A 24,138-nucleotide genomic window follows, 5' to 3' on the forward strand; every position below is an offset into this window, starting at 1 on the left:
TGTATACAGAATGCTCAGGAGTCAAGCCGAGGCGACCTCTTCGTTGCCTGATTGTGACGAATTCTCGGCTCGAATCCTCGTGTCGGCAAGCGATCGGTGCATGAGCGCACAAAGAACGCCTCCCCGAAGGGAGGCGTTCAGTGGTGTTGGAAGCCCGGGGGTTCCGGGCGGATGCGCTACAGCGTCGCGGCGACGAGCTCGGCGATCTGCACGGCGTTCAGAGCCGCGCCCTTGCGCAGATTGTCGTTCGAGATGAACAAGGCGAGTCCGCGGCCGTCTGGGGCGCCCTCGTCCTGGCGGATGCGTCCAACGTAGCTGGGGTCGGTTCCGGCCGCCTCGAGCGGCGTGGGAACGTCGCTGAGCACGACACCGGGTGCCGTCGCCAGCAGCTCGGTCGCACGCTCGACCGAGATCGGGTTGGCGAACTCGGCGTTGATGGCCAGCGAGTGCCCGGTGAATACCGGGACGCGCACGCAGGTGCCGCTCACGAGCAGACCAGGCAGGTCGAGGATCTTGCGGCTCTCGTTGCGCAGCTTCTTCTCTTCGTCGGTCTCGAAGGAGCCGTCGTCGACGATGGATCCGGCCAGCGGGATGACGTCGAAGGCGATGTTCTTGGCGTAGATCGTCGGCTCGGGCATGGCGACGGCGCGGCCATCGTGCACGAGGCCCTGCACATCGCCGTCGAGGGCGGCGCGCACCTGGGTCTCGAGCTCCTGGGCGCCGACGAGTCCGCTGCCTGAGACGGCCTGGTAGGTGCTCACGACGAGGCGCTCGAGGCCGGCGGCCTCGTGCAGCACCTTGAGGACGGGCATGGCCGCCATCGTCGTGCAGTTCGGGTTGGCGATGATGCCCTTCTTGGCCTGTGCGATGGCCTCCGGGTTCACCTCGCTGACGACGAGCGGGACCTCTGGGTCCATCCGCCAGCCGCTGGAGTTGTCGATCACGATCACGCCGGCCTCCGCGAAGCGGGGTGCCTGTGCCTTGGAGAGCGTTGCGCCGGCCGAGAAGATCGCCACGTCGAGGCCGCTTGGGTCTGCCGTTGCGGCGTCCTCGATGACGACGTCCTCGCCGCGCCACGGCAGCGTGCTGCCTGCCGAGCGGGCAGAGGCGAAGTAGCGAATCTGCGCCACCGGGAAGTTGCGCTCCTCGAGCAGGCGGCGCACGACGGCACCGACCTGCCCCGTCGCCCCGACGACGCCGATGTTGATGCCCTGGCTGCTGCTCACGTGAACCCCTTGCGTTTCTACTGTTCTGGCTACTCTGCCCCAGCTGGCCGACCGCCGCGAGGCGAGTCGGCACCGATCCGGCCGAATGGCAGGAATACCGGGGTCGATGTCCGTTCCGGATGCCGCGGCGCGCGGCATCCGAACGGGATTGGTGTCTGCGCCTAGCGGCCGGTGCCGCCGTGCACGACGGCCTCTTCCTCAGCGTCGAGATCGAAGGCGGTGTGCACCGCGCGCAGCGCCTCGTTGACCGAGTCGGCACGGGTGACGACCGAGATGCGGATCTCGCTGGTGGAGATCATCTCGATGTTGATGCCGGCCTGGTGCAGCGCCTCGAAGAGCTTCGCGGAGACGCCGGTGTTGGTGCGCATGCCGGCGCCGACGAGGGCGAGCTTGCCGATCTGGTCGTCGTACTGCAGGCTCTCGAAGCCGACCTCGCTCTGCGCGTTGCGCAGCGCCGTGAGGGCGGTCTGACCCTGGCTCTTCGGCACGGTGAAGGAGATGTCGGTGCGGCCGGTGGACGCGCTCGATACGTTCTGCACGATCATGTCGACGTTCGCGTCGGTCTTGGCGACGATCGTGAAGATCTCGGCGGCCTTGCCTGGAACGTCGGGAACGCCGACGACGGTGATCTTGGCTTCGCTCAGGTCGCTGGCAACACCAGCGATGATCGGGTCTTCCACGTTGCTCTCTTCTCCGTCGGGGCTCGGCGCCGGGTTGTAGACGATGGTGCCCTCGTTGTTGTTGAACGACGAGCGCACGTGCAGGGTCACGCCGTGGCGGCGTGCATATTCCACTGCGCGAATATGAAGGACTTTGGCGCCGGATGCCGCGAGCTCGAGCATCTCTTCGCTCGTGATGCGGTCGATCTTGCGGGCCAGCGGCACCACCCGGGGGTCCGAGGTGAAGACGCCGTCGACATCGGTGTAGATCTCGCAGACATCGGCATTGAGCGCCGCGGCCAGCGCGACGGCCGTGGTGTCCGAACCGCCACGGCCGAGGGTGGTGATGTCCTTGGTGTCGCGGTTGAAACCCTGGAAGCCGGCGACGATCACGATCGCGCCCTCGTCGAGGGCCTCGCGCAGGCGCACGGGGGTGACGTCGACGATGCGCGCAGATCCGTGGTGGGCATCCGTGATCATGCCGGCCTGGCTGCCCGTGAAGGAGCGGGCGTCGTGGCCGAGGCTCTTGATGGCCATCGCGAGCAGGGCCATCGAGATGCGCTCGCCCGCGGTGAGCAGCATGTCGAGCTCGCGGGGCGCGGGGATCGGCGTGACCTCGTGGGCGAGGTCGAGCAATTCGTCGGTGGTGTCGCCCATGGCGCTGACCGCCACGACGACGTCGTTGCCGGCCTTGCGCGCCTCGACGATGCGCTTGGCGACACGCTTGATGCCTTCAGCGTCGGAGACGGAGGATCCGCCGAACTTCTGCACGATCAAAGTCACGTGTAACTCCTGAATGGGATGCGGCAGACATTGCCAGATGCTCCATCATAAGGCGTGCCGGATTCCCGCTCGGCTATGTGACAGCGGCGCGCGGCGGGGCGACGGCGCGTGCCGGAGGCCTAACCGACGGTGCGGCGGCCCTCGAAGGCCCGGCCGAGTGTGACCTCGTCGGCGTACTCGAGATCGCCGCCGACCGGCAGGCCGGATGCGAGGCGCGTGACACGGATCTCGAGGGTGCTGAGCAGCCGCGAGAGGTACGTCGCCGTCGCCTCCCCCTCGAGGTTCGGGTCGGTCGCGAGAATCACCTCGGTCACGGTCGCATCGGCCAGGCGCTGCATGAGCTCGCGGATGCGCAGCTGATCGGGGCCGACCCCGTCGATCGGACTGATCGCCCCGCCGAGCACGTGGTACAGGCCACGGAACTCGCGGGTGCGTTCGATCGCCACGACATCCTTCGCCTCCTCGACCACGCAGATGAGTGCGGGGTCGCGGCGCGGGTCGCGGCAGATGGCGCACGTCTCCTGCTCGGAGATGTTGCCGCAGATGGTGCAGAACTTCACCTTGTCGCGCACGGTCGTCAAGATCTCGGCGAGGTGCGAGACGTCGAAGTTCTCCGTCTGCAGAATGTGGAACGCGATGCGCTGTGCCGACTTCGGGCCGATGCCGGGCAGACGGCCGAGCTCGTCGATGAGGTCCTGAACGATTCCTTCGTACACGGGCTATCCCTGGCCATCTCTCATCGTCGCGCGGGGCGAGGGGTTGTGCGGCTGCTCTTCGATGAAGGTGGCGCCGAGGATCTCACGCACGACCGATTCGCCGTAACGCTGCACGCCGTCGCCGGTCCCGAAACTCGGTGCCGGGCGTCCGGATGCCGGGCGCTGCTGGGCCGGCCGTGACTGTGCCGGCGGCTGCGCCGCCTGAGCGGGTGCTGGCTCCGCGGCGGGTGCCGGTGCTGCCAGCGCCGGCGCTGCTGGCGCTGCCGGTGCTGCGTCTGCCGGTCGGGCAGGACTGCCAGCGGTCCGCGCCGGGGCCGCCGATGAGCGGAAACCCTCATCCGGTGGGACCGCGTCGAAGTTGGGGTCGAACGGCGGCTCGTCGGGGAACGGCGGCTCGTCGCTGAACGGAGCCGCGTCGGCCGGAGCCCAGCCGTCGTCAGAGCTCGGAGCGGCGATCGACGGAGCGGCCGCGGGGGCGGCCGGTGCCGCAGCGGGCCGCTCCGGTGCTGGCGCGGCTTGCGCCTCGTCGGCGCCGACCGTCGGGTCCGACTGCGGAATCTGCACGACCGCCCAGCCGTTCGAGGCCACGACGGGCGCGGCAGGCGTGGCGGCGGGCGGCGCAGCAACGACGGGTGCGGCCACCACGGGCGCAGCGACAGCCGCCGACGGTGCTGACGCCGACGGTGCTGACGGTGCTCGGTGGGGCTCCGCGTCGGCGGCGTCAGCAGCACTCGGCGCGCTGGCACGCGGCTCAGGGGCACCCTGCGGCGCACGGCCGGCATCCGGCTTCGCGATGAACTTCACGCTGACGCCAAGCACCTGGGCGATCGCGTCGCGCAGGTAGTCGCTCACGCCCTTGCCAGCCGCACTCGGCTCACGGAACGCGCGCACGTCGTTCTCGCTCGGGAACGTCATCACCAGCACGTCGTCGGCGCGCAGATCACGAACGGTCGCCGTGACAAGCGCCACCCAGGCCTTCATGTTCGCGGTCTTCACCAGATCGAGCACCTGCGGCCAGGAGTCGCGCAACTGCTGCAGCGTGACGGGGCCGACCGGCGGAGCGGGTGCAACAGCGGCGGCTTCCGGCTTCGCCGCGGTCTCGGTGCGCGCCGCTGGCGGAGCCACACGGGCGGCGGGGGCAGCGGCCGCCGGGGCCGGCGCGGCGGCAGGCGCGGCGGCAGCCGGAGCGGCAACAGGAACGGCCGGTGCCGGCGCTGCAGCCGGTGCCGGAGCCGGAGCGACGGCACGGGCGGGAGCTGCGGCGGGAGCGCGGACGGCGGGCGCGGCTGCGGGCTCGCCCGCGGCATCCGTCACACCGACGCGACGCTCGAGACGCTCGACGCGGGCGAGCGCGCCGCGCTCGGACTCGTCACTGGACGGCACCAGGGCGCGCGCGATCATCAGCTCGAGGTGGAGCCGCGGCGAGGTCGCGCCCGTCATCTCGGTGAGGGCGGCGTTCACGATGTCGGCAGTGCGCGAGAGCTCGGCCTGGCCGTAGCGACCGGCCTGGGCGCCCATGGCGTCGAGCTCGTCCTGCGGAACACCGCGCAACACCGACGCGGCGGCGGCCGGCGTGCTGGCCCCGACCACGATCAGGTCGCGCAGGCGTTCGAGCAGGTCCTCGACGAAGCGGCGGGGGTCCTGTCCGGTCTGGATGACGCGGTCGACCGCCTCGAACGCTCCCCCGGCGTTGCGGGCGCCGATGGCGTCGATGACCTCGTCGAGCAGGGCGCCGTGGGTGTAGCCGAGCAGCGCGACGGCGCGCTCGTAGTCGACGGATGCCGCCTCGGAGCCGGCCATCAGCTGGTCGAGCAGCGAGAGCGTGTCGCGCGGCGAACCACCGCCGGCGCGCACGACGAGCGGGAGCACGCCGGGGGCAACCGTCACCCCTTCGGCCTCGCAGAGCGTCTGCACGTATTCGAGCATCGGCCCTGGCGGCACCAGCCGGAACGGGTAGTGGTGGGTGCGGGAGCGGATCGTGCCGATGACCTTTTCGGGCTCGGTCGTCGCGAAGATGAACTTGACGTGCTCCGGCGGCTCCTCGACGATCTTGAGCAGCGCGTTGAAGCCGCTCGAGGTCACCATGTGCGCCTCATCCATGATGAAGATCTTGTAGCGGTCGCGGGCCGGCGCGAAGATCGCGCGCTCGCGCAGATCGCGGGCATCATCGACGCCACCGTGGCTTGCGGCATCGATCTCGACGACGTCGAGTGATCCGCCGCCGTCACGGGCGAGTTCGACACAGCTCGGGCACACGCCGCATGGGGTGTCGGTCGGGCCCTCAGCACAGTTCAGGCAGCGCGCCAGAATGCGGGCAGACGTCGTCTTACCGCAGCCGCGCGGGCCGCTGAAGAGGTAGGCGTGATTGACACGGTTGGTGCGCAGGGCCGTCATCAACGGATCGGTCACCTGCGACTGACCGATCATCTCGGCAAAGTTTTCTGGCCGGTATCGGCGATAGAGAGCGGTGACCACCCTGCAATGCTACTTGCCTACACTGACACCGGGCTCGGTACCGAGTGCCGCCCCGAGCTCGCCCTCTGCGTCGCCAACACCGGCTTCCTGTCGCCCCGCGTCGCCGAGCCCGCGCCAGCTCCGCCCGAACAGCGGCGTCAGCGTCGCCACCGCGTACACGCCTGCCGCTCCGAGCAGGGTCGGGCCCAGCCCGAACGCCGCGATCGATGCACCGCCGAGGAAGGCGCCGATCGGCATCGCCGCCGAGACACCCGCACTCATCGCCCCGAAGACGCGGGCCCGCATCGGCTCGGGGATGAGGCCGAACAGGGCGGTCGACATCATCGGATTGATCCCGCCCGCGGCGAGTCCAGAGAAGGCCAGGACCGCCAACAGCACGGGCAGCGGCACCTCGAACGCCATCGCCAGATAGGGCGGAACGCCGGCGAGCACGAAGAAGAGCACGAACAGGCCCCGGCCGGACGCCCGGTGGCCGACCGCTGCGAACAGCACGGCGCCGAGCAGCGCGCCGCCGGCGAAACAGGCCACCATGAAACCGAGCGCCGAGGCGGAACCGAGACGCTCGGCGGCGTACACGGGGAACAGCACGGTGAGCCCGGCGGTGTCGATAGCGTTGGTCACCATGACGAGCAGGACGATGCCCCGCACCAGCGGGTTCGTCCACAGCCAGCGGAGGCCCTCGGCGAAGCCGCGCCAGTACCCGGTGCTCTCGGCCGGCTGTTCGGCACGGGATGCAAGCCGCGGCATCCGCGGAATGAACACGGCGATCAGCAGCGCCGACACGGCGAAGGTCGCGGCGTTCACGCAGAGCGCTCCCGGAGCACCGAGCACGCCGATCAGGACACCAGCGACGGCCGCACCCACCATCGACGCGCTGCGCTGCACCGCCGACTGCGCTCCGGCCGCGCGCGCCAGCGGGGTGCCGGCCCGCGTGGCCAGCTCGGGCAGCATCACGGTCTTGGCGGTGTCGCCAGGGGTGTCGAGGAGCCCGCTGAGGAAGACGAGAAGGAGCAACACCCCGAAGTGCAGTGTGCCCGTCGCCGCCAGGATCGGCAGCGCCAGCACCGTCACCCCGCTCGCCAGGTCGGCGGTGATGCTCGAGACGCGGTAGCCGACCCGGTCGATCAGCGCACCGCCGAGCGCGCCGCCGATGACGACGGGCACGGTGGCGAAGACGCCCGCGACTCCGGTCGCCAGCGCGGATCCGGTGTCGGAGAACACGTAGAGCGGAACCGCGATCGCCGTGATGGCGTTGCCCGCCCGCGAGACGAAGGCGGCGGCCAGCAGTCCGAGCAGCGGCAGCCGCCCGGCCAGGCGTCGGCCGCGCTCAGGCGCGCGGGAAGGCATGGTACATCCAGCGGACGGCCCGCGCTCCGTCGCGGGAGGCGTCGCTCGCGGCCTCCCACTTGCGGCTGAGCGCGCCGAGTTCCGCGGTCAGCTCGGCCAGCTGCGGGGCGGTCAGGTAGGCGAAGGAGTCGGAGCTGTTCGAGGCGGCCACCCACTCGCGCTCCAGTGTCGGTTCGGCGTCGAGGGCGGCGAGGAGCTCCCCCATGTACGACTGCAGGATCACCTGCTGCAGGGCGCGGGCCGCCCCGTACTGCTCGGGGTTGGCGCGCAGCTCGGCCGGCTCGAAGCTCGTGTGGCTGTGCGCGGCACGCCACCAGCGTTCCCGGCCGTCCCTCGCGTGTTCCGGCGCCTCCACCACGAAGCCGAACTTCGCCAGCGTGCCGAGGTGGTAGCTCACCGTGCCTGGCGCCTCGTCGACGAGCTCGGCGAGCTGGCCGACCGAGTGGGCTCCGTCGGAGCGCAGGATGCCGAGCAGCTGGAGTCGCAGCGGGTGCGCGAGCGCGCGCAGCGACTTCGGGTCGCGCAGCCCCTCGGCCGGCCGGATCGGTGCGGCTTCGGGTCTGGCGCCGGGTTCTGTTGGGCTGGCTCCGGTCGGCCTCGAGTCGTCATCCATACGGCAACCCTAGTTCCACAAGAACTCTTGCGCAAGTGTTCTTGCATGATTCGCCGGCGACTGTCGAGCACGGCGTGCCATACTGCACGCTGGTCAGGTTGGGGGGCGGGTGCCATGGCGCGCAGACGGTTGAGGATGGTGGCGATGCTGGTGACGGCCGTCGCCGGTGTGGCGACGCTGTCTGGATGCGGGTTCCTCTTTCCGCCCGATCCGCCCTCCTCTGTCTCGGGCGCCCTCGATGAGGCTGTTGAGGCGATCCGCGATCTAGACGGAGTCGGTTCCGCAATGTGGACGGCCTCGGCGGACAGGAAAGACGGTGGCCCGCTCTCGAAACCGGATGCGTGGTCGGCGCACATCACCGTCGCCGTTTCCCCCGGCCTGCCGGATCTCGAAGCGCTCGCCGCCGATGTCGCGTACGAGGTGGCATCCGCACGCGGCACCGTGAAGACCACAGGCACGATGCGGCTGCGCGCCGATCGGAACGGCCCGGCCACTGTGCTCGAGTTCGCCGGCAACGACTCCCCCGAAACTCCCGCAGACATCGCGGCCGCCGCGGAGCTGCTGCGGTCGGTCTCCGGCGCGACCTCGGTCTTCGTCGCACTGGGCTCGCAGCCGGCGAGCGTGAGCACTTCCTCGTCCGCAGGCTGGGCCGAGACGGCTGCCGAACTGCGTCGGCTTCCGGGCTTCGGGAGCGGTGCTCTTGCGTCCGTCGCCATTGACGGCCGCGACGCATTCTCCGGCCGGGTCAGCCGGATCTTGATCGATGCGCTCACCCCGAGCGCGGCCCTCATCCCGCTGCTCAGCGAGTTGGCAGGGCGGGCTGACGTCATCAGCTTCCACGAAGGACCGACTCGCAGCACCGCGGAGGCGGGGAGCGTTCGCCCGATTTTCCGCATCGAGGTGCGCAGCCGGGAGGCCGTTGCGCGCTTCAGTGACACCCTCACTGGGATCGATGGCGGGCTCCTTGTCGACGGCCGCCCGCGGCCAGCCTTCACCGTTTACGCGAGCGCGGGCGAGACAACGACCGAACACAGCGGCTTTCTCGGCTTGCCGCTCGGCGCGGACGAGCCGGACGATCTCGCCAAGCCCAGTATCGACGACCTCACGCCGGAGGAACTCGCCGCGCGATCCGACGGTCCGCTGATCGTTCTGTCCCCTGACGCGGCTGCCGAGCGACTCGAAGCGGACCGCCTGGCCACGATGGCGCTGTTGACGGACGCCGGCGACCTCGCCGGAGTCCCCGGGACCGTGACGGTGTCGACCGCAGGCTGCGAGGTCGGCGTCGGAGAACAGCAATCGGGTTCGGTCGTGATCCCCGTCTTCGAAATCGCGGACAGCGCGGATGAGGCCCTCGACGCGATCACGGCGTCGTGGCTCACCGTGGGATACTCAGCCTCCGACCGCGCCATGGGGACCGATTTCTACACCTCAGCCGACGCCTTACAGGGAGGAGTGGCGACAGCCTCCATCCGCGGAGGAGTCGAAGGGATCACGATCCGCACTACCTCGACGTGTGTCGTCTCACGCTAGGCCCGAGGCACGCGAGTTGTCGCAGATGGCCCCTTGAGCCACGGGCAAGGGGCCATCTGCGACAACTCGCGGCGCGAGCCCTACAGAACGAGCGACTCCACCTGGCGCGCGATCTCGAGCTCCTCGTTGGTGGGGATCACCATGACCGTGACGCGGGCACCGGCCGGCGAGATCACGCGGGCCGCGCGCGAGGAGAGCTCGTTGCGGTCGTTGTCGATCTCGATGCCGAGGTGCTCGAGCCCGGCGAGGGCGCGGCGGCGCAGCAGCGCGTTGTTCTCGCCGATCCCTGCGGTGAACACGAGCGCGTCGAGGCCGCCGAGCTGCGCGAAATACGCCCCGATGTAGTGCCGGATGCGGTGGCGCCAGACCTGCAGGGCGAGCTCGGCCTCCTCGTTGCCGTTGATGGCGGCATCCTGCACATCGCGCATGTCGCCCATGCCGGTCAGCCCGAGCAGGCCGCTCTGCTTGTTGAGCAGCACGTCCAGCTCGGAGATGCTCATGCCGGCCGCACGGTTGAGGTGCACGAGCACGGCCGGGTCGATGTCGCCGGAGCGGGTGCCCATCACGAGACCCTGCAGCGGCGTCAGACCCATCGAGGTGTCGACCGACTTGCCGCCGTCGACGGCGGTGATCGACGCCCCATTGCCGAGGTGCAGGATGATGCTGCGGACGGCGCCGAGCGGCTTGCCGAGCATCACGGCTGCCTGCTCGGAGACGTACTTGTGCGAGGTGCCGTGGAAGCCGTATCGACGCACCTTGTACTCACGGGCGATGTCCTTGTCGATCGCGTAGGTGTACGCGGCTGGGGCCATGCTCTGGTGGAACGCGGTGTCGAACACGGCAACGTGCGGCACCTGCGGCAGCGCCTTCTTGGCGGCGCGGATGCCGAGCAGATTCGCTGGGTTGTGCAGCGGGGCCAGGCGGGAGAGCGCGTCGATCTCGCGCTCGACCTCGTCCGTGATGAGGGTCGGGCCGTCGAACTCGCTGCCGCCGTGCACGACGCGGTGCCCGACCGCGACGAGGTCGTCGACGTTTCCGAGCTTGGCCAGCACGACGTTCATGCCCTCGGAGTGGTCGGCGATGAAGGAGTCAGGCTCGCCGATCCGTTCGATCAGACCGCTGAGCCGTGACTCGCCGGTCGCCAGATCGATCAGCTGGTACTTGAGCGACGACGAACCCGAGTTGACGACGAAGACGGAGCTCATGCGGTGGCCGCCTGAATCGCGGTGATGGCGATGGTGTTGACGATGTCCTGCACGAGTGCTCCCCTGGAGAGGTCGTTGATCGGTTTGTTGAGGCCCTGCAGCACCGGGCCCATCGCGACGGCGCCTGCGCTGCGCTGCACAGCCTTGTAGGTGTTGTTGCCCGTGTTGAGGTCGGGGAAGATGAACACCGTCGCGCGGCCGGCGACCGCGGAGCCGGGCAGCTTGGACGCGGCCACGGCCGCATCTGCAGCGGCGTCGTACTGGATGGGCCCCTCGACCGGCAGGTCGGGGCGGCGCTCACGCACGAGCACGGTCGCCTCCCGCACCTTCTCGACGTCGGCGCCCGCACCAGACTCCCCGGTCGAGTACGAGAGCATCGCGACCCTGGGGTCGATGCCGAACTGAGCGGCGGTCTCGGCGGAGGAGACGGCGATGTCGGCGAGCTGCGTCGCGGTCGGGTCGGGGATGACGGCGCAGTCGCCGTAGACGAGAACGCGGTCGGCCAGCGACATCAGGAACACACTGGAGACGACCGAGACGTCCGGCCGGGTCTTGATGATCTCGAATGCCGGGCGGATCGTGTGCGCCGTGGTGTGTGCGGCACCGGAGACCATGCCGTCGGCGAGCCCCATGTGCACCATCATCGTGCCGAAGTAGGAGACGTCGGTGACGGTGTCGCGCGCCTGGTCGAGCGAGATGCCCTTGTGGGCGCGCAGCCTGGCGTACTCCTCGGCGAACTTGAAGCGCAGCACGTCGTCGAAGGGGCTCACGATCTCGGCGGCCGAGATGTCGAGGCCGAGTTCGATGGCGCGGGAGCGCACCTCGAACGGCTCACCGAGGATCGTCAGCCTGGCGATGCCGCGGGACAGCACGGTCGCGGCGGCGCGGAGCACCCGGTCGTCGCTGCCCTCCGGCAGCACGATGTGGCGGCGGGCGGCGCGGGCCTGCTCGATCAGGCCGTACTCGAACATGAGCGGCGTGACGGCGGTGGAACGGCTGAGGTTGAGCAGACCGAGCAGCGCCTCGGCATCCACGTGCTTCTCGAACAGGCCGAGCGCGGTGTCGCGCTTGCGGCTGGAGTCGGCCGCCAGTCGGCCGCGGGTGCGCGTGATGCGCAGCGCGGTGTCGTAGCTGCCGAGCTCGGTGCTGATGATCGGCAGCGGCGAGCGCACACCGGCGAGGAGGCGTTGGATCGGCTCCGGCAGCTCGAATCCGCCGTTCAGCACGATTCCGGCGAGGCTCGGGAAGGTTCCGGACGCGTTCGCCAGCAGCACGGCGATCAGCACCTCTGTACGGTCGGCTGGCACGACGACCACGGCACCCTCGAGCAGGCGCGGCAGCACATTGTTCATCGACATCGCGGCCACCACGACGGCGAGCGCCTCGCGGGTGAGCAGCTCAGGGTCGCCGGCCAGCAGGCTACCGCCGGTCGCCTCCATGATGCTCTGCATGGTCGGTGCGACCAGCACGGCGTCCTCCGGGATCGCCCAGACCGGCGTCGATTCCGCCTGCGCACCTTCTGGCCCGTGGGCGTGCAGCACACCGGATGCCGGCAGCGCCGCCCGCACGGCCGCAATCGTCTCAGGCAGCTGCGCGGGGTCTGCCCGGTTCACGACGATGGCCAACAGCGAGGCGTGGGCGCTGCGCAGCTCGGCGAGCGCCATCTCGGCCAGGTCGCCGAGCTCGGCCGCGGTGCGCGGGTCGGACTGCCCCAGCCGCTCGCCCTGCACCTGCGCCGCACGACCACCGAGCGCCAGCAGCACCGGGGCGCCGAGGTTCGCGGCGATGCGAGCGTTGTAGCTGAGCTCGGTCGGGCTGCCGACGTCGGTGTAGTCGGAGCCGACGATGACGACGGCGTCGCTGGCGGCCTCGACGGCCTTGTAGCGCTCGACGATGCGGCCGAGCGCGGCATCCGGATCGCTGTGCACATCGTCGTAGGTCACGCCGATGCACGTCGAGTATGGGAGGTCGGCCGTCGCCGATTCGAGCAGCAGGTTCAGCACGTAGTCGGGTTCGACGGTGGAGCGCGCGATGGGCCGGAACACCGCGATGCGCGCGGCCGTGTGGGTGAGCGTCTCCAGGACGCCGAGCGCGATGGTGGACTTGCCGGTGTTCCCCTCGACCGAGGAGATGTAGATGCTGTGTGCCATGACCTGAGATTCGTTCGCCGCGAGTGGTGACCGACTCGGGCTCCTGCGCGATCGGCCACTGTCTACTCTGCCACGAATGCGGAAGCGCCGAGCGGCGTCAGCGGGCCCGAAGCCGCTCGATCAGCGGCTGGGTGCGGTAGGGCATCATGTGCTTCATCGCCAGCACCGTCGAGGTGCGCTCGATGCCGGGTGTGCTCAGCACGAGGTCCGCGACGCGGTACAGATCGTCCGCGTCGGCGGCGGCCACCCGGATCAGCAGGTCCCAGTCGCCTGAGACGCCGAACACCTCGATCACCTCGGGGATCCTGGCGAGGCTCTCCGGCAGCTGCGAGAGCTTCTGCTGCGTGACATGAGCAAAGATGAACGCGCAGAGCGGCAGGCCGACGGATGCCGGATCCACCCGGCGCAGCGGGTCGGTGAGCACCTCGGACTCCAGCCGGTTCAGGCGGCTGTGCACGGTGCTGCGGGCCAGCCCGGTCGTCTCGGCGAGCGCGACAGCCGTGGACCTCGGGTGTTCGGCCAGGGCCAGCAGCAGCGCGGCATCCGTCGAATCGATCACGCGATCAGTCATTGTGTCTGGCTCCGCTCCCCTGCATGGCACCCACGTGCGACATTCTGACTGAAATCTAGTGCATCTGTTGTTCATTGTGAATGAACTCAGGACGATTGACACGACGCACAGCGCCACGACGGCGCTGTGAATCATGCACCCGTACAGCACAGAACCGAGCAGTACAGAACCGAGCAGCACAGAACAGCGCAACAGACGAAGGAGTCACCGTGTCAGTCACCATCAGCCAGACAGCATCGCCGACGAGCGAACCGGGCACGCTCGCCGAGCGCGATGCGGTGCTCGGCGCGATCGAGCAGCGCGTGCTCTGGCTGTCGACGGCGAGCATCCACCACGCCAACCACGTGCGCCCGAACCCACTCGGTCTGAAGGTCGGCGGCCACCAGGCCTCCTGTGCCTCGATGGTGACGATCATGACCCAGCTCTGGTTCGAGCAACTCCGCTCGGGCGACCGGGTCTCGGTCAAGCCACACGCCTCCCCCGTTCTGCACGCGATCAACGCCATCCTCGGCGAGCTCGACCCGGCCGCGCTGGCCGGGCTCCGCGAGTTCGGCGGGCTGCAGAGCTACCCCAGCCGCACCAAGGACCCGGACCCCGTCGACTACTCGACCGGTTCGGTCGGCCTCGGCGCCACCGCGCCGCTCTGGGGCGCGATCGCCCGCCGCTACGTCGATGACCACGGCGGCCGGGCCGGAACGGGCAGGCAGTACGCGTTGATCGGCGACGCCGAACTCGACGAGGGCGCGATCTGGGAGGCCATGGGCGACCCGGCCGTCGCCCACCTCGGCGAGCTCGTCTGGATCGTCGACTTCAACCGGCAGTCGCTCGACCGTGTTGTCCCGGCCGTCAGCGTCACGAAGCTCTCCGCCATGTTCGAGGCCGCCGGCTGGCAGGTTCTCGTTGCCAAGTACGGTCGGCTGCTCGATGGGCTCTTCGCGCGCCAGGGCGGCGAGCGCCTGCGCGCACGCATCGACACCATGACGAACCCCGAGTACCAGCGCCTGCTCCGCAGCTCAGACGAGCAACTGGTGGATCGGATCTGCGCCGACAGCTGGGAGGACCTGCGCGCGCTGCTCAGCGACGTCGGGCTGGCCGAGCTGCGTGCGGCGGTCGGCAATCTGGGCGGGCACGACCACGACACGCTGCGCCAGGCCTTCGAAGCCATCGACGACGAGCGGCCGACGGTGATCTTCGCGTACACCGTCAAGGGCAGGAACCTGCCGATGGAGGGGCACCCGCAGAACCACTCCGCGCAGCTGAACCCCACCCAGTTCGAGCAGTATGCGGCATCCGTCGGCATGGACCCCGCCCGGCCGTTCCAGCTGTTCGAACCCGACACGGCCGAGGGCAGGCTCTCGGCGGAGCGCGCGGCCCAGCTGCGCCGCGAGCCCGTTCCCGCTGCCGGAGCCTTCACCCCGCCGAGCGACCTCGGCTGGGTGCCGCGCGGCACCAGCACCACCCAGGCGGCGCTCGGCCGCACCCTGCTCGACCTCACCAGGCGGGCGCCTGACATCGCCGAGCGCGTGGTCACGGTGAGCCCCGACGTCAGTTCGAGCACGAACCTCGGCGGCTGGGTGAACAAGGCCAAGGTGTGGTCGGCCGCCCCGTCTCGGGACTGGTTTGACGACGACCCGGAGACGATCCTGCACTGGGAGGAGAGCGCTCAGGGCCGGCACATCGAGCTCGGCATCGCCGAGACGAACCTCGTCGGGCTGCTCGGCGAGCTCGGCGCGACGTGGAGCCGCTGGGGCTTCCCGCTCGTCCCCATCGGCGTCGTCTACGACCCGTTCATCGCCCGCGCCCTCGAACCCTGGACCTTCGGCATGTACGCAGGTGGGCAGTCGATCCTGGTCGGAACACCATCCGGCGTGACGCTGGCCGCCGAGGGTGGCGCCCACCAGTCGCTGCTCACCCCGGCCATCGGGCTGCAGCAACCGGGCCTGCTGAGCTACGAGCCGGCCTTCGCCCTCGAGGTCGAGTGGATGCTGCTGGAATGCATTCGGCGCATCGGCGTTCCCGGTGGCAGCTCCGCCTACCTCCGCCTCTCGACCCGGCCGGTGCAGCAGGACCTGGCCGCTGTGCCTGCCCTGCCGGAGGCCAGGGAGCTCCGCCGTCGCCAGGTGCTGGCCGGAGGCTACCTGCTGCGTTCGCCGCACAGCGATCAGCCGCCGCACGCCACGATCGCGGCGATGGGCGCGCTCGTGCCGGAGGCCATTGCCGCCAGGGACACCCTGGCCGAGGCCGGCGTGCACGTCGACGTCCTCTGCGTCACCAACGCCGGGCTGCTCTTCGAGGCGCTGCAGGCCAGGACCGGGCAGGGCTCCGTTCAGTCGGGCGGAGCGGATGCCGGGGAGTGGATCCTGCGCGACATCCTGCCTGCGCACCGAGCGGCGCCGCTCGTGACCGTGCTCGACGGCCACCCGCACACCCTCTCGTTCCTGGCGGGCGTGAACGGCGTGCCGTCTGCCCACCTGGGCGTCTCGAAGCTCGGGCAGTCCGGTGATCTGGAGAGCGTGTACCGCTACCACGGCATCGACGCGGCATCCATCGTCCGGGCTGTGCTGCGCGGCATCGCCCAAGGCTGACAGCACAGGTCCCCCAACGCGAAACTGGCCGCCACCCCGAGGGGTGGCGGCCAGTTTCGTGTGTGCGGTCAGCCCTTGACGGCGCCGGCGGTCAGCCCCTGCACGATGTAGCGGCTGGCGAAGGCGAACAACACCATCGTCGGCACGATGGTCAGCACGGCGGCGGCCGACATCGAGCCCCAGTCGATGGTGAAGCTCGAGATGAAGCCGTTCAGCGCGGTCGGGATCGTCTTGTTCTCGTCCTTGTTCATCAACGTGACGGAGAGGAACAGCTCGTTCCAGCAGTTCACGAAGTTGAAGATGAACGCGGCGATGATGCCGGGCTTCATCACGGGAACGATCACTCGGAACAGCGCACCGAAGCGCGAGCACCCGTCGATCATCGCGGCCTCTTCGAGCGCATCCGGGATGTTCGCGAAGAATCCGCGCAGCATGATCGTGCTGAACGGGATGCAGACGGCGACGTAGATGAGCATCAGGCCGAAGCGATTGTCGACGAGCTTCAGCTGCACCATCATCAGGTAGAGCGGACCCAGCGCGATGAACGCCGGGATCATCTGCGTCACCAGGAAGGCCATCAGCACGGCCGCCTTGCTCCGGAACTCGAAGCGCGCCAGCACGTAGGCGGAGAGCATCGCGATGAGCGTCGCGACGGTGGCGGCCACGGTCGAGACGAGCAGGCTGTTCACGACGTATGTGGCGAAGTTCGACTTCTCGAACAGCGAGACGTAGTTCTCGAGCGAGAACTCCTCCGGCCAGTACGTCAGCGGGTAGCTGAAGATCGCGCCGGGGGTCTTGAACGAGGTGATCAGGATCCAGTAGAGCGGAAAGAGCGAGATGATCAGCCACAGCCCGAGGAAGGCGATTCTGACGGTCTTCGCCGCCGGTAGTTCTCGGTTGATCATGACCGTGCCCCCTTCTTCTCACGAATGGCCATCAGGTAGAACGCGGAGAACACCAACAGGATCACCATGACGATGAGGCCGAGGGCCGAGGCCTGCCCGTAGTCGCCGCGCTGGGTGATCGAGATCATCCAGGTGGTGATGATGTGGGTCTGGTTGGCCGGCCCGCCACCGGTCATCGCCCAGATGATGTCGGGGAAGTTGAAGATCCAGATCACGCGGAGCAGCACGGTCAGTGCCAGCGTCGTGCTGATGTACGGGATCGTGATGCTGAACAGGGTGCGGACCTTGCCTGAGCCGTCGAGAGCCGCCGCCTCGTACACCTCGTCTGGCACCGACTGCAGCGCGGCGAGGATCATGATGGCGAAAAAGGTGACGCCGTACCAGGTGTTGGCGATGATCACGGCGGTCATGGCCGTTCCGGGTTCCGCCAGCCACGGGATGGCCGTGTCGATCAGACCGGCCTTCATCAGCAAGTCGTTGATCACGCCGAATTCACCGTTGAACATCCAGCGGAACAGGATGCCGATGAGGAATCCGGAGATCGCCCACGGGAAGAAGATGAGGGCCTGGTAGACGCCGCGGAAGACGAACTTGCGGCGCAGCCACAGCGCCAGCGCGAAGCCGATGATGAACTGCGGAATGATCGACGCCACGACCCAGAGCACCGAGTTGCCGAGGATCACGTAGAAGTTGGGGTCGGCGAAGATCTTCTGGAAGTTGCCCAGCCCGACCCAGTCGGTGTTCGACAGGTTGTTCAGGTTCCAGTTGCGGAAGGCCATCTGCGAGCCGGCGAGCATCGGGTAGTAGGTGAACACGGCCACGAAGATGATCGCCGGGAGCATGAATGCGAGGATGACCAGCCCGCGTCGCGTGCTGAACGCGCGCCGGCGGGTGGACTTGTGCGGAGCCGCGCTGGGGGCGCCCGCCCGTGTGGACGGGCGCCCTGTCGCGGTCGTGGTTTGACCAGACATGGTGGTTTCTACTCAGCCGCCCACTTCTCGGTCCAGTAGGAGTCCCAACTGGCGAGAAGTTCCTTGTTCGTCATCTGGCCGATCAGCACCTGCTGCAGTTCGGAGTCGGCCTTGTCCGCCCACTCGGTGAACCAGGCGACGCCACGCGGCTGCTCGGCGGTGATGTAGACCTCCGGGTTCTCGTTCATGTAGAGGTAGCTCTCCCACGCGCCGGTCTTGTAGAACGGGTCGTCGGCTGCTCCGGTGAGGATCGGCACCAGGCTGTTCGTCTGCGTGAACTCGATCGACGCGTCGCCGGAGTTGAGGAACTGGATCAGCTTGGCCGCTTCGGCCTTGTGCTCGCTGGCCTCAGCCGTGCCCCAGCCCGCCGTCGCCAGCGGCTGGATGGCCTTGCCGCCGGGGCCGACGAGCATCGGCGCGGTCGTCCACTGCTCAGGGGTGATCGCCTTCGACTCGTTGACGGCCGCGATGACCTCGGGGTCCTGGAGCAGGAAGCCGGTGGAGCCGTTCGTGAAGCCCTCCACCATCTCGGGGTAACCCCAGGCAACGGATGACGGCGGCGAGGCCTGCTTGAACAGGGTCAGGTAGGTGTCCATGGCCTCGAGCGCCTCCGGTGCGGAGAAGATCGAGTCGCCGTTCTTCAGCTTGTACGCGTTGGTGACGTCGATGTCACCGGCGACGTAGGCCGAGATCGCGAGCACGGCGTTGGTGTAGCCGTTCTTGCCGCCGCGGAAGGCGTAGCCGTACTGGTTGGCTGCCGGGTCCTGGATCGCGGTCGCCTGATCCACGAGGTCGTCCCAGCTCAGCGGGGCGCCGTCGAAGCCGGCATCCTTGACCATGTCGGTGCGGTAGAACAGGCTGATGCCGTAGAAGCCGTACGGCACGAAGTACATCTTGCCGCCGGCGGTGGCCACGTTCTGGGCGTTGCTGGTGAGCGAGTCCCAGCCGTCCCAGCCCTCGAATTCCGTCGTCATGTCGCTGAGCCAGCCGTTGGCCGAGAACGGGCCGACGGTCAGGTCGCGCACCTCGAGCACGTCGACGCCGGACCCCGACTGCAGCATCTGCTGGATCTTCTGGTCGGCCTGGTCGGTTGGCGGTGAGATCAGCTCGACGGTGATGCCGGGGTTCTGCTCTTCAAACTCGCCGATGAGCTTGTCGAGCAGTTCGGTGCGTGCGGGGCTTGTCAGGCTCTCAACCATCTGGAGCGTGACTTGGCCATCGCCTGCAGGGGCTGAGCAGCCGCTGAGCGCAAGAGCAGTCACCAGGCCGAAGCCCAGACCGGCAAGAAGTTTCCGTTTCGTCATGTCTCCTCGTTTCGTTGTGCGTGCTGTGGTCCGTGATGTGTGCAGGTGTGGACGCGTGCGCTCAGCGCTCGGCATCACGTGCCCAATCGCAGAGCGTCGGAACCATGCGCTCTACGAAGTCTTCGAAGTCGGCCGCCGTGTTGTAGACGTGCGTGGAGAGGCGGAAGTAGCCGACCCCGCCGAAACTGGTGAATGCGCCCTCGATGTTGAACTCGCTGACGACCCGGTTGCGCAGGGCATCCGCGGTCGGGTGCGATTCGGCCAGCCCGTCCGGCAGACGCACGAGGCGCAGCGCGCTGACCGGGGCGCCGACATCGACGCGGTGGTCGAACCCCGTGCGCTCCGCAAAGGCGGCCGTGACGATGTCCTCGGCGTAGTCGGCGAGCTCCGTCATGTAGCGGCGGGCCTCGCCCCAGCCCCAGGTGTCGGCGATGAAGCCGGTCGAGGTCGGCGCGGCCAGGTAGCTGGTGAGGTCGAGGGTGCCCTGGGTGTCGAAGCGCTCGGGGAACTCGAGCGGAGCGCCCCAGGAGTCGACAAGTGGGTAGAGCTCGGAGCGCAACTCCGTCGGGGCGAGGAGCACTGCCGTGCCGCGCGGGGCGCAGGCGAACTTGTGCAGGTTGCCGATCCAGAAGTCGCAGTCGACGCCGTCGAGTGGGTTGTCGTACAGGCCGGGCACGTGGGCGCCGTCGACCAGTGTGACGATTCCGCGCTCCCGTGCGGATGCCGCGATCTCGGCCACGGGCATGAAGCGTGCCGTCGCCGAGGTGATGTGGTCGATCACGATGAGCCGGGTCTTGTCGGAGCAGACCGCCATGACGGCGTCGTGCGCCTCGGCCGGCGTCGCGTCCAGTGGAACACGCGCGGTGCGCACGGTGCCGCCGTAGCGGCGCGCCATGCGCTCGGCCCCCATGGTGACGGCGCCGTAGCCGTGATCGGTGACGACGATCTCCGCGCCGTGCTCCATCGTCAGGCTCGAGTACACGACGGTGGCTCCTGCGCTGGCGTTCGGCACGATGGCGGTGTGCTCGGCCGGCGCACCGACGAAGGCGGCGATGTCATGCCGGACCGCGCCGATCCGCTCTGGCAGGAAGGAGAACCACGCCACGGGGTCCGCGTCCATCTCCGCGCGCAGCGCGTTCTGGTGCTGCTGGGCGACCCGGGGCACGGCGCCGAAGGAACCGTGGTTGATGTGCAGTGCGCTGTCGGAGAGAGTCCACGCCTCGGCGGCCGGAGCACCGCCAGGCAGAGTGAGCGGGCTCGGGGCAAGCGCGGCGGGGTGCGTGCTTGGCGCATTGGTCGAGGTCATCGAGGTGTCACATCCTTGTGTGTTGCGAGGGCGGTATGCGGCACCCGCCGCCGAGTCACATCAAGTTATTGGATGACTTGCTGCAAATCTGCGAACAACTGCCGACCTAGTGGAGCATATACAGGAAGTCGTCAGATAACTACCCACTCATCTGATCACTTTCTGGCCCTATGCTGTTCCTACGCATCTATGCCAGCGGCCGAACGCACCATTCGCACAAGGAGGCGCACCATCAGCGCTATCGACAACGCCTTCCACGGCCTGCGGCAGATGATCGCCTCCGGCGAGTTGCAGCCCGGTCAGCAGTTCCCCTCCGAGGCGCAGCTCTGCGACCGCCTCCAGGTGTCCCGTGGCTCGCTGCGTGAGGCCGTGCGCATGCTGGGCGCGCTCGGCGTGATCGAGTCTCGGCACGGCTCAGGCACCTACGTCTCCGCGCTGGAACCCGCGAACATCATCGGCGCGCTCGGACTCACCGTCGGGCTGATGCCCCTCGAGGGACTCATCGACATGTTCGAGTCGAGGCGCGTGCTGGAATCGCACGCGACCGCGCAGGCCGCCGCCAACATGACGGATGCCGCTGCGGACGAACTCGGCGCGATCCTCGATGCGCTCGAGCAGACCGACGACCAGGAGCGGGCATCCGATCTGGACTCGCAGTTTCACGAGGGCGTCACCGCGCTCGCCCAGAACGCGACGATCGCCGTGCTCCTGCGGGTGTTCCGATCCCGCTCGCGCTCGTACCAGCTCTTCGACCTGCCGGCCGGGCCGGAGATCAAGGCCCAGAGCGACCACTCGCATCGCGAGATTCTCGCTGCGCTGATAGCGCGCGACCCGGCGAACGCCGCGACAGCGGCCGCGACTCACGTGCTGCAGACCGAGCGCTGGGCACGTGAGCACAGGCCGGCCGCGAAGCCGGGCCCGATCACCGCCGACTGAGCTGCTGGGCCTTCGACTTAACGAAAAGGACCCCTCGCGCACCTCGGGCGTTGACACTGCCCCGGTTACCCTTGCGCGGGTCGAGTTAACGAAAAGGACCCCTCGCGCACCTCGGGCGTTGACACAGCCCCGGTTACCCTTGCACGGGTCGGCTTAACGAAAAGGACCCCTCGCGCACCCGCCAGAGCCCGGTTACCCTTGCTACGTTTCCGTCCTGGGGGAGTTGGCCTGGATGACGCCACGCGAGGAGTCGTTGAATAGTTTACCGTGTCGCGGGAGTGCTCGCGTCCACCTCGCTCAGGGGGTGGTGGCACGAAGCACCCTTTCGATCAGATAAGATTCTCTGAGTTGCTTTCTTCCGAGAGAGTTTCTGGAGAATTCGCCTAGTGGCCTATGGCGCACGCTTGGAAAGCGTGTTGGGTGCAAGCCCTCGGGGGTTCGAATCCCCCATTCTCCGCCAACAATTCCGGCCCCGACCATCGAAAGATGCTCGGGGCCGGTTTAGTTTTCGGCTGGAAACGACGGCGCACGGCATCCGTTCACCGTTCTGCCCGAAAGAATTCGTCCCGGGAGGTAGCCAGACGTAACCCCGGTGGTGCGCTTCGCGCCAATCCGCAATACGCTCGGGTGTATGCGCTGGAGGAATGCCTCTGGCGCATGCACGGGGGGAATTGCAATGAATCGAGCGCGCGCCGACGATCCGGGGGGCGAGACTTTTCGACCGCGGGAACAGGTGTTCACGCAGACGATTCTCGCTGCGGCGGCACTGCTGGTCCCCATCTTCGCCGTGCTCTACTGGCTGACGATCCCGAGTGGCACGTGGATGATCATCGTCATTGCGAAGGTTCTCGTTGTCGGCCTCCTCGTGCTCTTCGGCTCGATCTTCTACCGGACATCGATCACGGTCTCCGCAGCGGGCGTGCGCGAGAGCGGCCTCGGCGGTCTGCGCCGGTACATCCCGCGCGACGAGGTCGAGTACGTGCTGTTCGTGTCGTTCTACCGCGGGCACACCCTCGACACCGAGAACCAGCTCTTCATCGTCGGCCACGACGGCAACACGCTTGTGCGCATGCGCGGCCGCTACTGGACGGCCGCCGACATGCGCAAAGTGCTCGACATCCTCGGGGCGCCGGCGACCATCATCGACGAACCGCAGCCGATCAACGAGTTCATGCGCGAGAACGCGGCCCTGCTCTACTGGCACGAGCGTCGCGCCGGCTTTGCCCGGCGCTGAGCCCCACGCTCCGCAGCACCGCACACCCACCCGAGTCCACGAAGAGCACAATGACCGCAGACGCCGCAGGGAAGCCCACCCTCGAAGCCGCTGACACCGCGCGCCTGCTCGAGCGCCTCAAGCGCTGGCGGCTCCGGCCGGATGGCGCGGCATTCGCGACCGCGAGCAGCCTGCTGCAGCCGGTCCTGAGCGATGCCGGTGACGGCCGGCCGGCAATGCTGAAGCTCGCCAGGGCCTCGGCGGCCGGCGACGAGGAACGGGCCGGCTTCGCCCTCCAGCGCTGGTGGGACGGCCGAGGGGCGGCAGGCGTATACCGGCACGACGAGGACGCAGTGTTGCTGGAGCGGGCGCGCGGCCGCCGCTCACTGGCTGCGATGTCGCTCGGGCCGTCCGCCGCGGATGACGACCACGCACTGCGTCTGCTCTGCCGCAGCGTTGCCGTCCTGCACGTGCCGCGCCCGAGCCCGCCACCAACGCTCGTTCCACTCGATTCGTGGTTCGGCGAACTGTTCGAGCACGCCGATGACCTCGGCGGCAGCTATCTGCGCGGCGCCGATCTGGCGGCCGAGTTGCTCGATGAACAGGCCGAGGCCGTGCCGCTGCACGGCGACATCCATCACGGCAATGTTCTTGATTTCGATCATCGCGGCTGGCTCGCGATCGATCCCAAGGGCCTGCTGGGCGCCGCCGAGTTCGACTATGCCAACATGCTCTGCAACCCGTCGCGCGCGCAGTCGGCAGAACCGCGACGACTGCGGCGGCGCGTGCAGACGGTGGCGCTGGCGTCCGGGATCGACGCCGACCGCCTGCTGCGCTGGACCATCGCGTGGACCGCCCTCTCGGCAACCTGGTTCGCCACAGCCGACGACGCGGGCTCTGCCGATGCCCTGGCGACGGTCGCCATCGGCGAGGCTGCGACACGGATCCTGCTGGACAGCGCGCTCTAGAGCTCCGCCGCCGTCGAGATACCGACGCGCGGAGCCTGCTCGCTCCCCGACGGCAACGGCCGGAAGCCCAGCCGCGCGTAGAACGCCGCCGCTCCGCTGTTGAGCGGCGCGTAGCCGAGGTGCACACCGGACACCCCGAGCGCGCGCAGCTGTGCGAGCAGCGTCGCGATCAGCGTGCGGCCGAGGCCGAGACCCTGCGTCTCCGGCAGCAGGTTGATGTGCAGGTGGGCGGGGAACGCCGCGAGTTCGTCGGCCGGCGGCGCCTCCGGGTGCAGGCCGGCAGCGATGACCGTGCGCTCTGCGGCGCTGACGGATGCCGGCTCGCCGGCCGGCGCGTAGCGCTCAGCGAACCGCGGCAGCCAGCGCTCCCCGTACCAGCGCACGAAGTCACGCGTGTCGGCCGCGGCGATGATGTAGCCGAGCACCCGCTCTGGCGCGGACTCCCCCTGCGCTGACTCCCCCTGGCCGGCATCCGGGCGGTCGACGACGAGCGTGGCGAGCTCAGGCGCATACTCCAGATACGGGCCGGCGTAGACGTCGGGCATCAGATCGTCGCTGCTGTACTGGCCAGTGGCGTCGGCCCCGGCATCCGCCGTGCGCACGCAGATCTCGTAGACGGCGGCTCGGTCGGCTGGACGGTACGGGCGCAGTTCGAGCATGCACCCATTCTCCCGC

Annotated in this window: 19 protein-coding genes, 1 tRNA gene and 1 other RNA gene; 6 read left to right on the top strand and 15 right to left on the bottom strand. The window is 68.7% G+C overall.

The window, feature by feature from the left end; translation table 11 throughout:
* Positions 1 to 176: 176 nt before the first annotated feature.
* The 6 genes from EV379_RS13210 to EV379_RS13235 form a co-directional block, all read right to left on the bottom strand.
* Positions 177 to 1,226, bottom strand: coding sequence for an aspartate-semialdehyde dehydrogenase (locus EV379_RS13210; protein ID WP_242616378.1), 1,050 nt, complete (start codon positions 1,224 to 1,226; stop codon positions 177 to 179).
* Between the two features lie 161 nt (positions 1,227 to 1,387).
* Positions 1,388 to 2,668 (bottom strand): aspartate kinase, encoded by a 1,281-nt coding sequence (locus EV379_RS13215; protein WP_130506541.1) that lies wholly within the window; start codon positions 2,666 to 2,668, stop codon positions 1,388 to 1,390.
* Between the two features lie 119 nt (positions 2,669 to 2,787).
* Positions 2,788 to 3,384, bottom strand: coding sequence for a recombination mediator RecR (gene recR, locus EV379_RS13220; protein WP_130506542.1), 597 nt, complete (start codon positions 3,382 to 3,384; stop codon positions 2,788 to 2,790).
* Positions 3,385 to 3,387: 3 nt separating this feature from the next.
* Complete coding sequence (locus EV379_RS13225; protein WP_130506543.1) at positions 3,388 to 5,859, bottom strand: DNA polymerase III subunit gamma and tau; 2,472 nt, start codon at positions 5,857 to 5,859, stop codon at positions 3,388 to 3,390.
* A gap of 9 nt (positions 5,860 to 5,868) precedes the next feature.
* Complete coding sequence (locus EV379_RS13230) at positions 5,869 to 7,206, bottom strand: MFS transporter (RefSeq protein WP_130506544.1); 1,338 nt, start codon at positions 7,204 to 7,206, stop codon at positions 5,869 to 5,871.
* Complete coding sequence (locus EV379_RS13235) at positions 7,187 to 7,819, bottom strand: ArsR/SmtB family transcription factor (protein WP_130506545.1); 633 nt, start codon at positions 7,817 to 7,819, stop codon at positions 7,187 to 7,189. The genes EV379_RS13230 and EV379_RS13235 overlap by 20 nt, the downstream gene beginning before the upstream one ends.
* Before the next feature lie 144 nt (positions 7,820 to 7,963).
* Between EV379_RS13235 and EV379_RS13240 the strand changes: the two genes are divergently transcribed.
* The gene (locus tag EV379_RS13240; RefSeq protein WP_130506546.1) at positions 7,964 to 9,349 is read left to right on the top strand and encodes a hypothetical protein; all 1,386 of its coding nucleotides are present in this window, start codon (positions 7,964 to 7,966) and stop codon (positions 9,347 to 9,349) included.
* 80 nt (positions 9,350 to 9,429) lie between these two features.
* Here the strand turns inward: EV379_RS13240 and EV379_RS13245 are convergent, their stop codons facing one another.
* The 3 genes from EV379_RS13245 to EV379_RS13255 form a co-directional block, all read right to left on the bottom strand.
* Positions 9,430 to 10,554 (bottom strand): acetate/propionate family kinase, encoded by a 1,125-nt coding sequence (locus EV379_RS13245; RefSeq protein ID WP_130506547.1) that lies wholly within the window; start codon positions 10,552 to 10,554, stop codon positions 9,430 to 9,432.
* The gene (gene pta / locus EV379_RS13250) at positions 10,551 to 12,704 is read right to left on the bottom strand and encodes a phosphate acetyltransferase (protein ID WP_130506548.1); all 2,154 of its coding nucleotides are present in this window, start codon (positions 12,702 to 12,704) and stop codon (positions 10,551 to 10,553) included. The genes EV379_RS13245 and pta overlap by 4 nt, the downstream gene beginning before the upstream one ends.
* A 97-nt stretch (positions 12,705 to 12,801) precedes the next feature.
* Positions 12,802 to 13,275 carry an Lrp/AsnC family transcriptional regulator gene (locus tag EV379_RS13255; protein ID WP_130506549.1) on the bottom strand — a complete coding sequence of 158 codons (474 nt, stop codon included), beginning with the start codon at positions 13,273 to 13,275 and terminating at the stop codon, positions 12,802 to 12,804.
* Between the two features lie 209 nt (positions 13,276 to 13,484).
* Here EV379_RS13255 and EV379_RS13260 point away from each other — a divergent pair, with 209 nt between their 5' ends.
* The gene (locus EV379_RS13260; protein ID WP_242616379.1) at positions 13,485 to 15,860 is read left to right on the top strand and encodes a transketolase-like TK C-terminal-containing protein; all 2,376 of its coding nucleotides are present in this window, start codon (positions 13,485 to 13,487) and stop codon (positions 15,858 to 15,860) included.
* A gap of 68 nt (positions 15,861 to 15,928) precedes the next feature.
* On the opposite strand, the gene EV379_RS13265 is transcribed toward EV379_RS13260, so the two are convergent.
* The 4 genes from EV379_RS13265 to EV379_RS13280 form a co-directional block, all read right to left on the bottom strand.
* A complete protein-coding gene (locus EV379_RS13265) occupies positions 15,929 to 16,765 on the bottom strand; it encodes a carbohydrate ABC transporter permease (protein WP_130506551.1) in 837 nt (278 codons plus the stop codon).
* Positions 16,762 to 17,736, bottom strand: coding sequence for a carbohydrate ABC transporter permease (locus tag EV379_RS13270; protein ID WP_130506552.1), 975 nt, complete (start codon positions 17,734 to 17,736; stop codon positions 16,762 to 16,764). The genes EV379_RS13265 and EV379_RS13270 overlap by 4 nt, the downstream gene beginning before the upstream one ends.
* An 8-nt stretch (positions 17,737 to 17,744) precedes the next feature.
* The gene (locus EV379_RS13275) at positions 17,745 to 19,040 is read right to left on the bottom strand and encodes an ABC transporter substrate-binding protein (protein WP_130506553.1); all 1,296 of its coding nucleotides are present in this window, start codon (positions 19,038 to 19,040) and stop codon (positions 17,745 to 17,747) included.
* Positions 19,041 to 19,101: 61 nt separating this feature from the next.
* Positions 19,102 to 20,346: an aminotransferase class V-fold PLP-dependent enzyme gene (locus tag EV379_RS13280; RefSeq protein WP_130506554.1), complete on the bottom strand. Its 1,245-nt coding sequence runs from the start codon at positions 20,344 to 20,346 to the stop codon at positions 19,102 to 19,104.
* A gap of 189 nt (positions 20,347 to 20,535) precedes the next feature.
* Here EV379_RS13280 and EV379_RS13285 point away from each other — a divergent pair, with 189 nt between their 5' ends.
* On the top strand, positions 20,536 to 21,282 hold the full coding sequence (locus EV379_RS13285) for a FadR/GntR family transcriptional regulator (protein WP_242616380.1): 747 nt from the start codon (positions 20,536 to 20,538) through the stop codon (positions 21,280 to 21,282).
* Between the two features lie 158 nt (positions 21,283 to 21,440).
* Here the strand turns inward: EV379_RS13285 and ffs are convergent.
* An RNA gene (ffs, locus tag EV379_RS13290) (signal recognition particle sRNA small type) lies at positions 21,441 to 21,537 on the bottom strand.
* 117 nt (positions 21,538 to 21,654) lie between these two features.
* Here ffs and EV379_RS13295 point away from each other — a divergent pair.
* The 3 genes from EV379_RS13295 (at position 21,655) to EV379_RS13305 (ending at position 23,463) form a co-directional block, all read left to right on the top strand.
* Positions 21,655 to 21,742: transfer RNA gene (locus tag EV379_RS13295), tRNA-Ser, on the top strand.
* A gap of 216 nt (positions 21,743 to 21,958) precedes the next feature.
* Positions 21,959 to 22,516, top strand: coding sequence for a hypothetical protein (locus EV379_RS13300; protein ID WP_130506555.1), 558 nt, complete (start codon positions 21,959 to 21,961; stop codon positions 22,514 to 22,516).
* Positions 22,517 to 22,566: 50 nt separating this feature from the next.
* A complete protein-coding gene (locus EV379_RS13305; RefSeq protein ID WP_130506556.1) occupies positions 22,567 to 23,463 on the top strand; it encodes an aminoglycoside phosphotransferase family protein in 897 nt (298 codons plus the stop codon).
* Here EV379_RS13305 and EV379_RS13310 read toward each other — a convergent pair.
* Positions 23,460 to 24,122 carry a GNAT family N-acetyltransferase gene (locus EV379_RS13310; protein WP_130506557.1) on the bottom strand — a complete coding sequence of 221 codons (663 nt, stop codon included), beginning with the start codon at positions 24,120 to 24,122 and terminating at the stop codon, positions 23,460 to 23,462. The two genes, EV379_RS13305 and EV379_RS13310, sit on opposite strands and share 4 nt — an antisense overlap.
* Positions 24,123 to 24,138: the final 16 nt, after the last annotated feature.

Origin of the sequence: Microterricola gilva (genome assembly GCF_004217495.1) — a bacterium.
In the GTDB taxonomy this organism is placed as follows: Bacteria; Actinomycetota; Actinomycetes; order Actinomycetales; family Microbacteriaceae; genus Microterricola; species Microterricola gilva.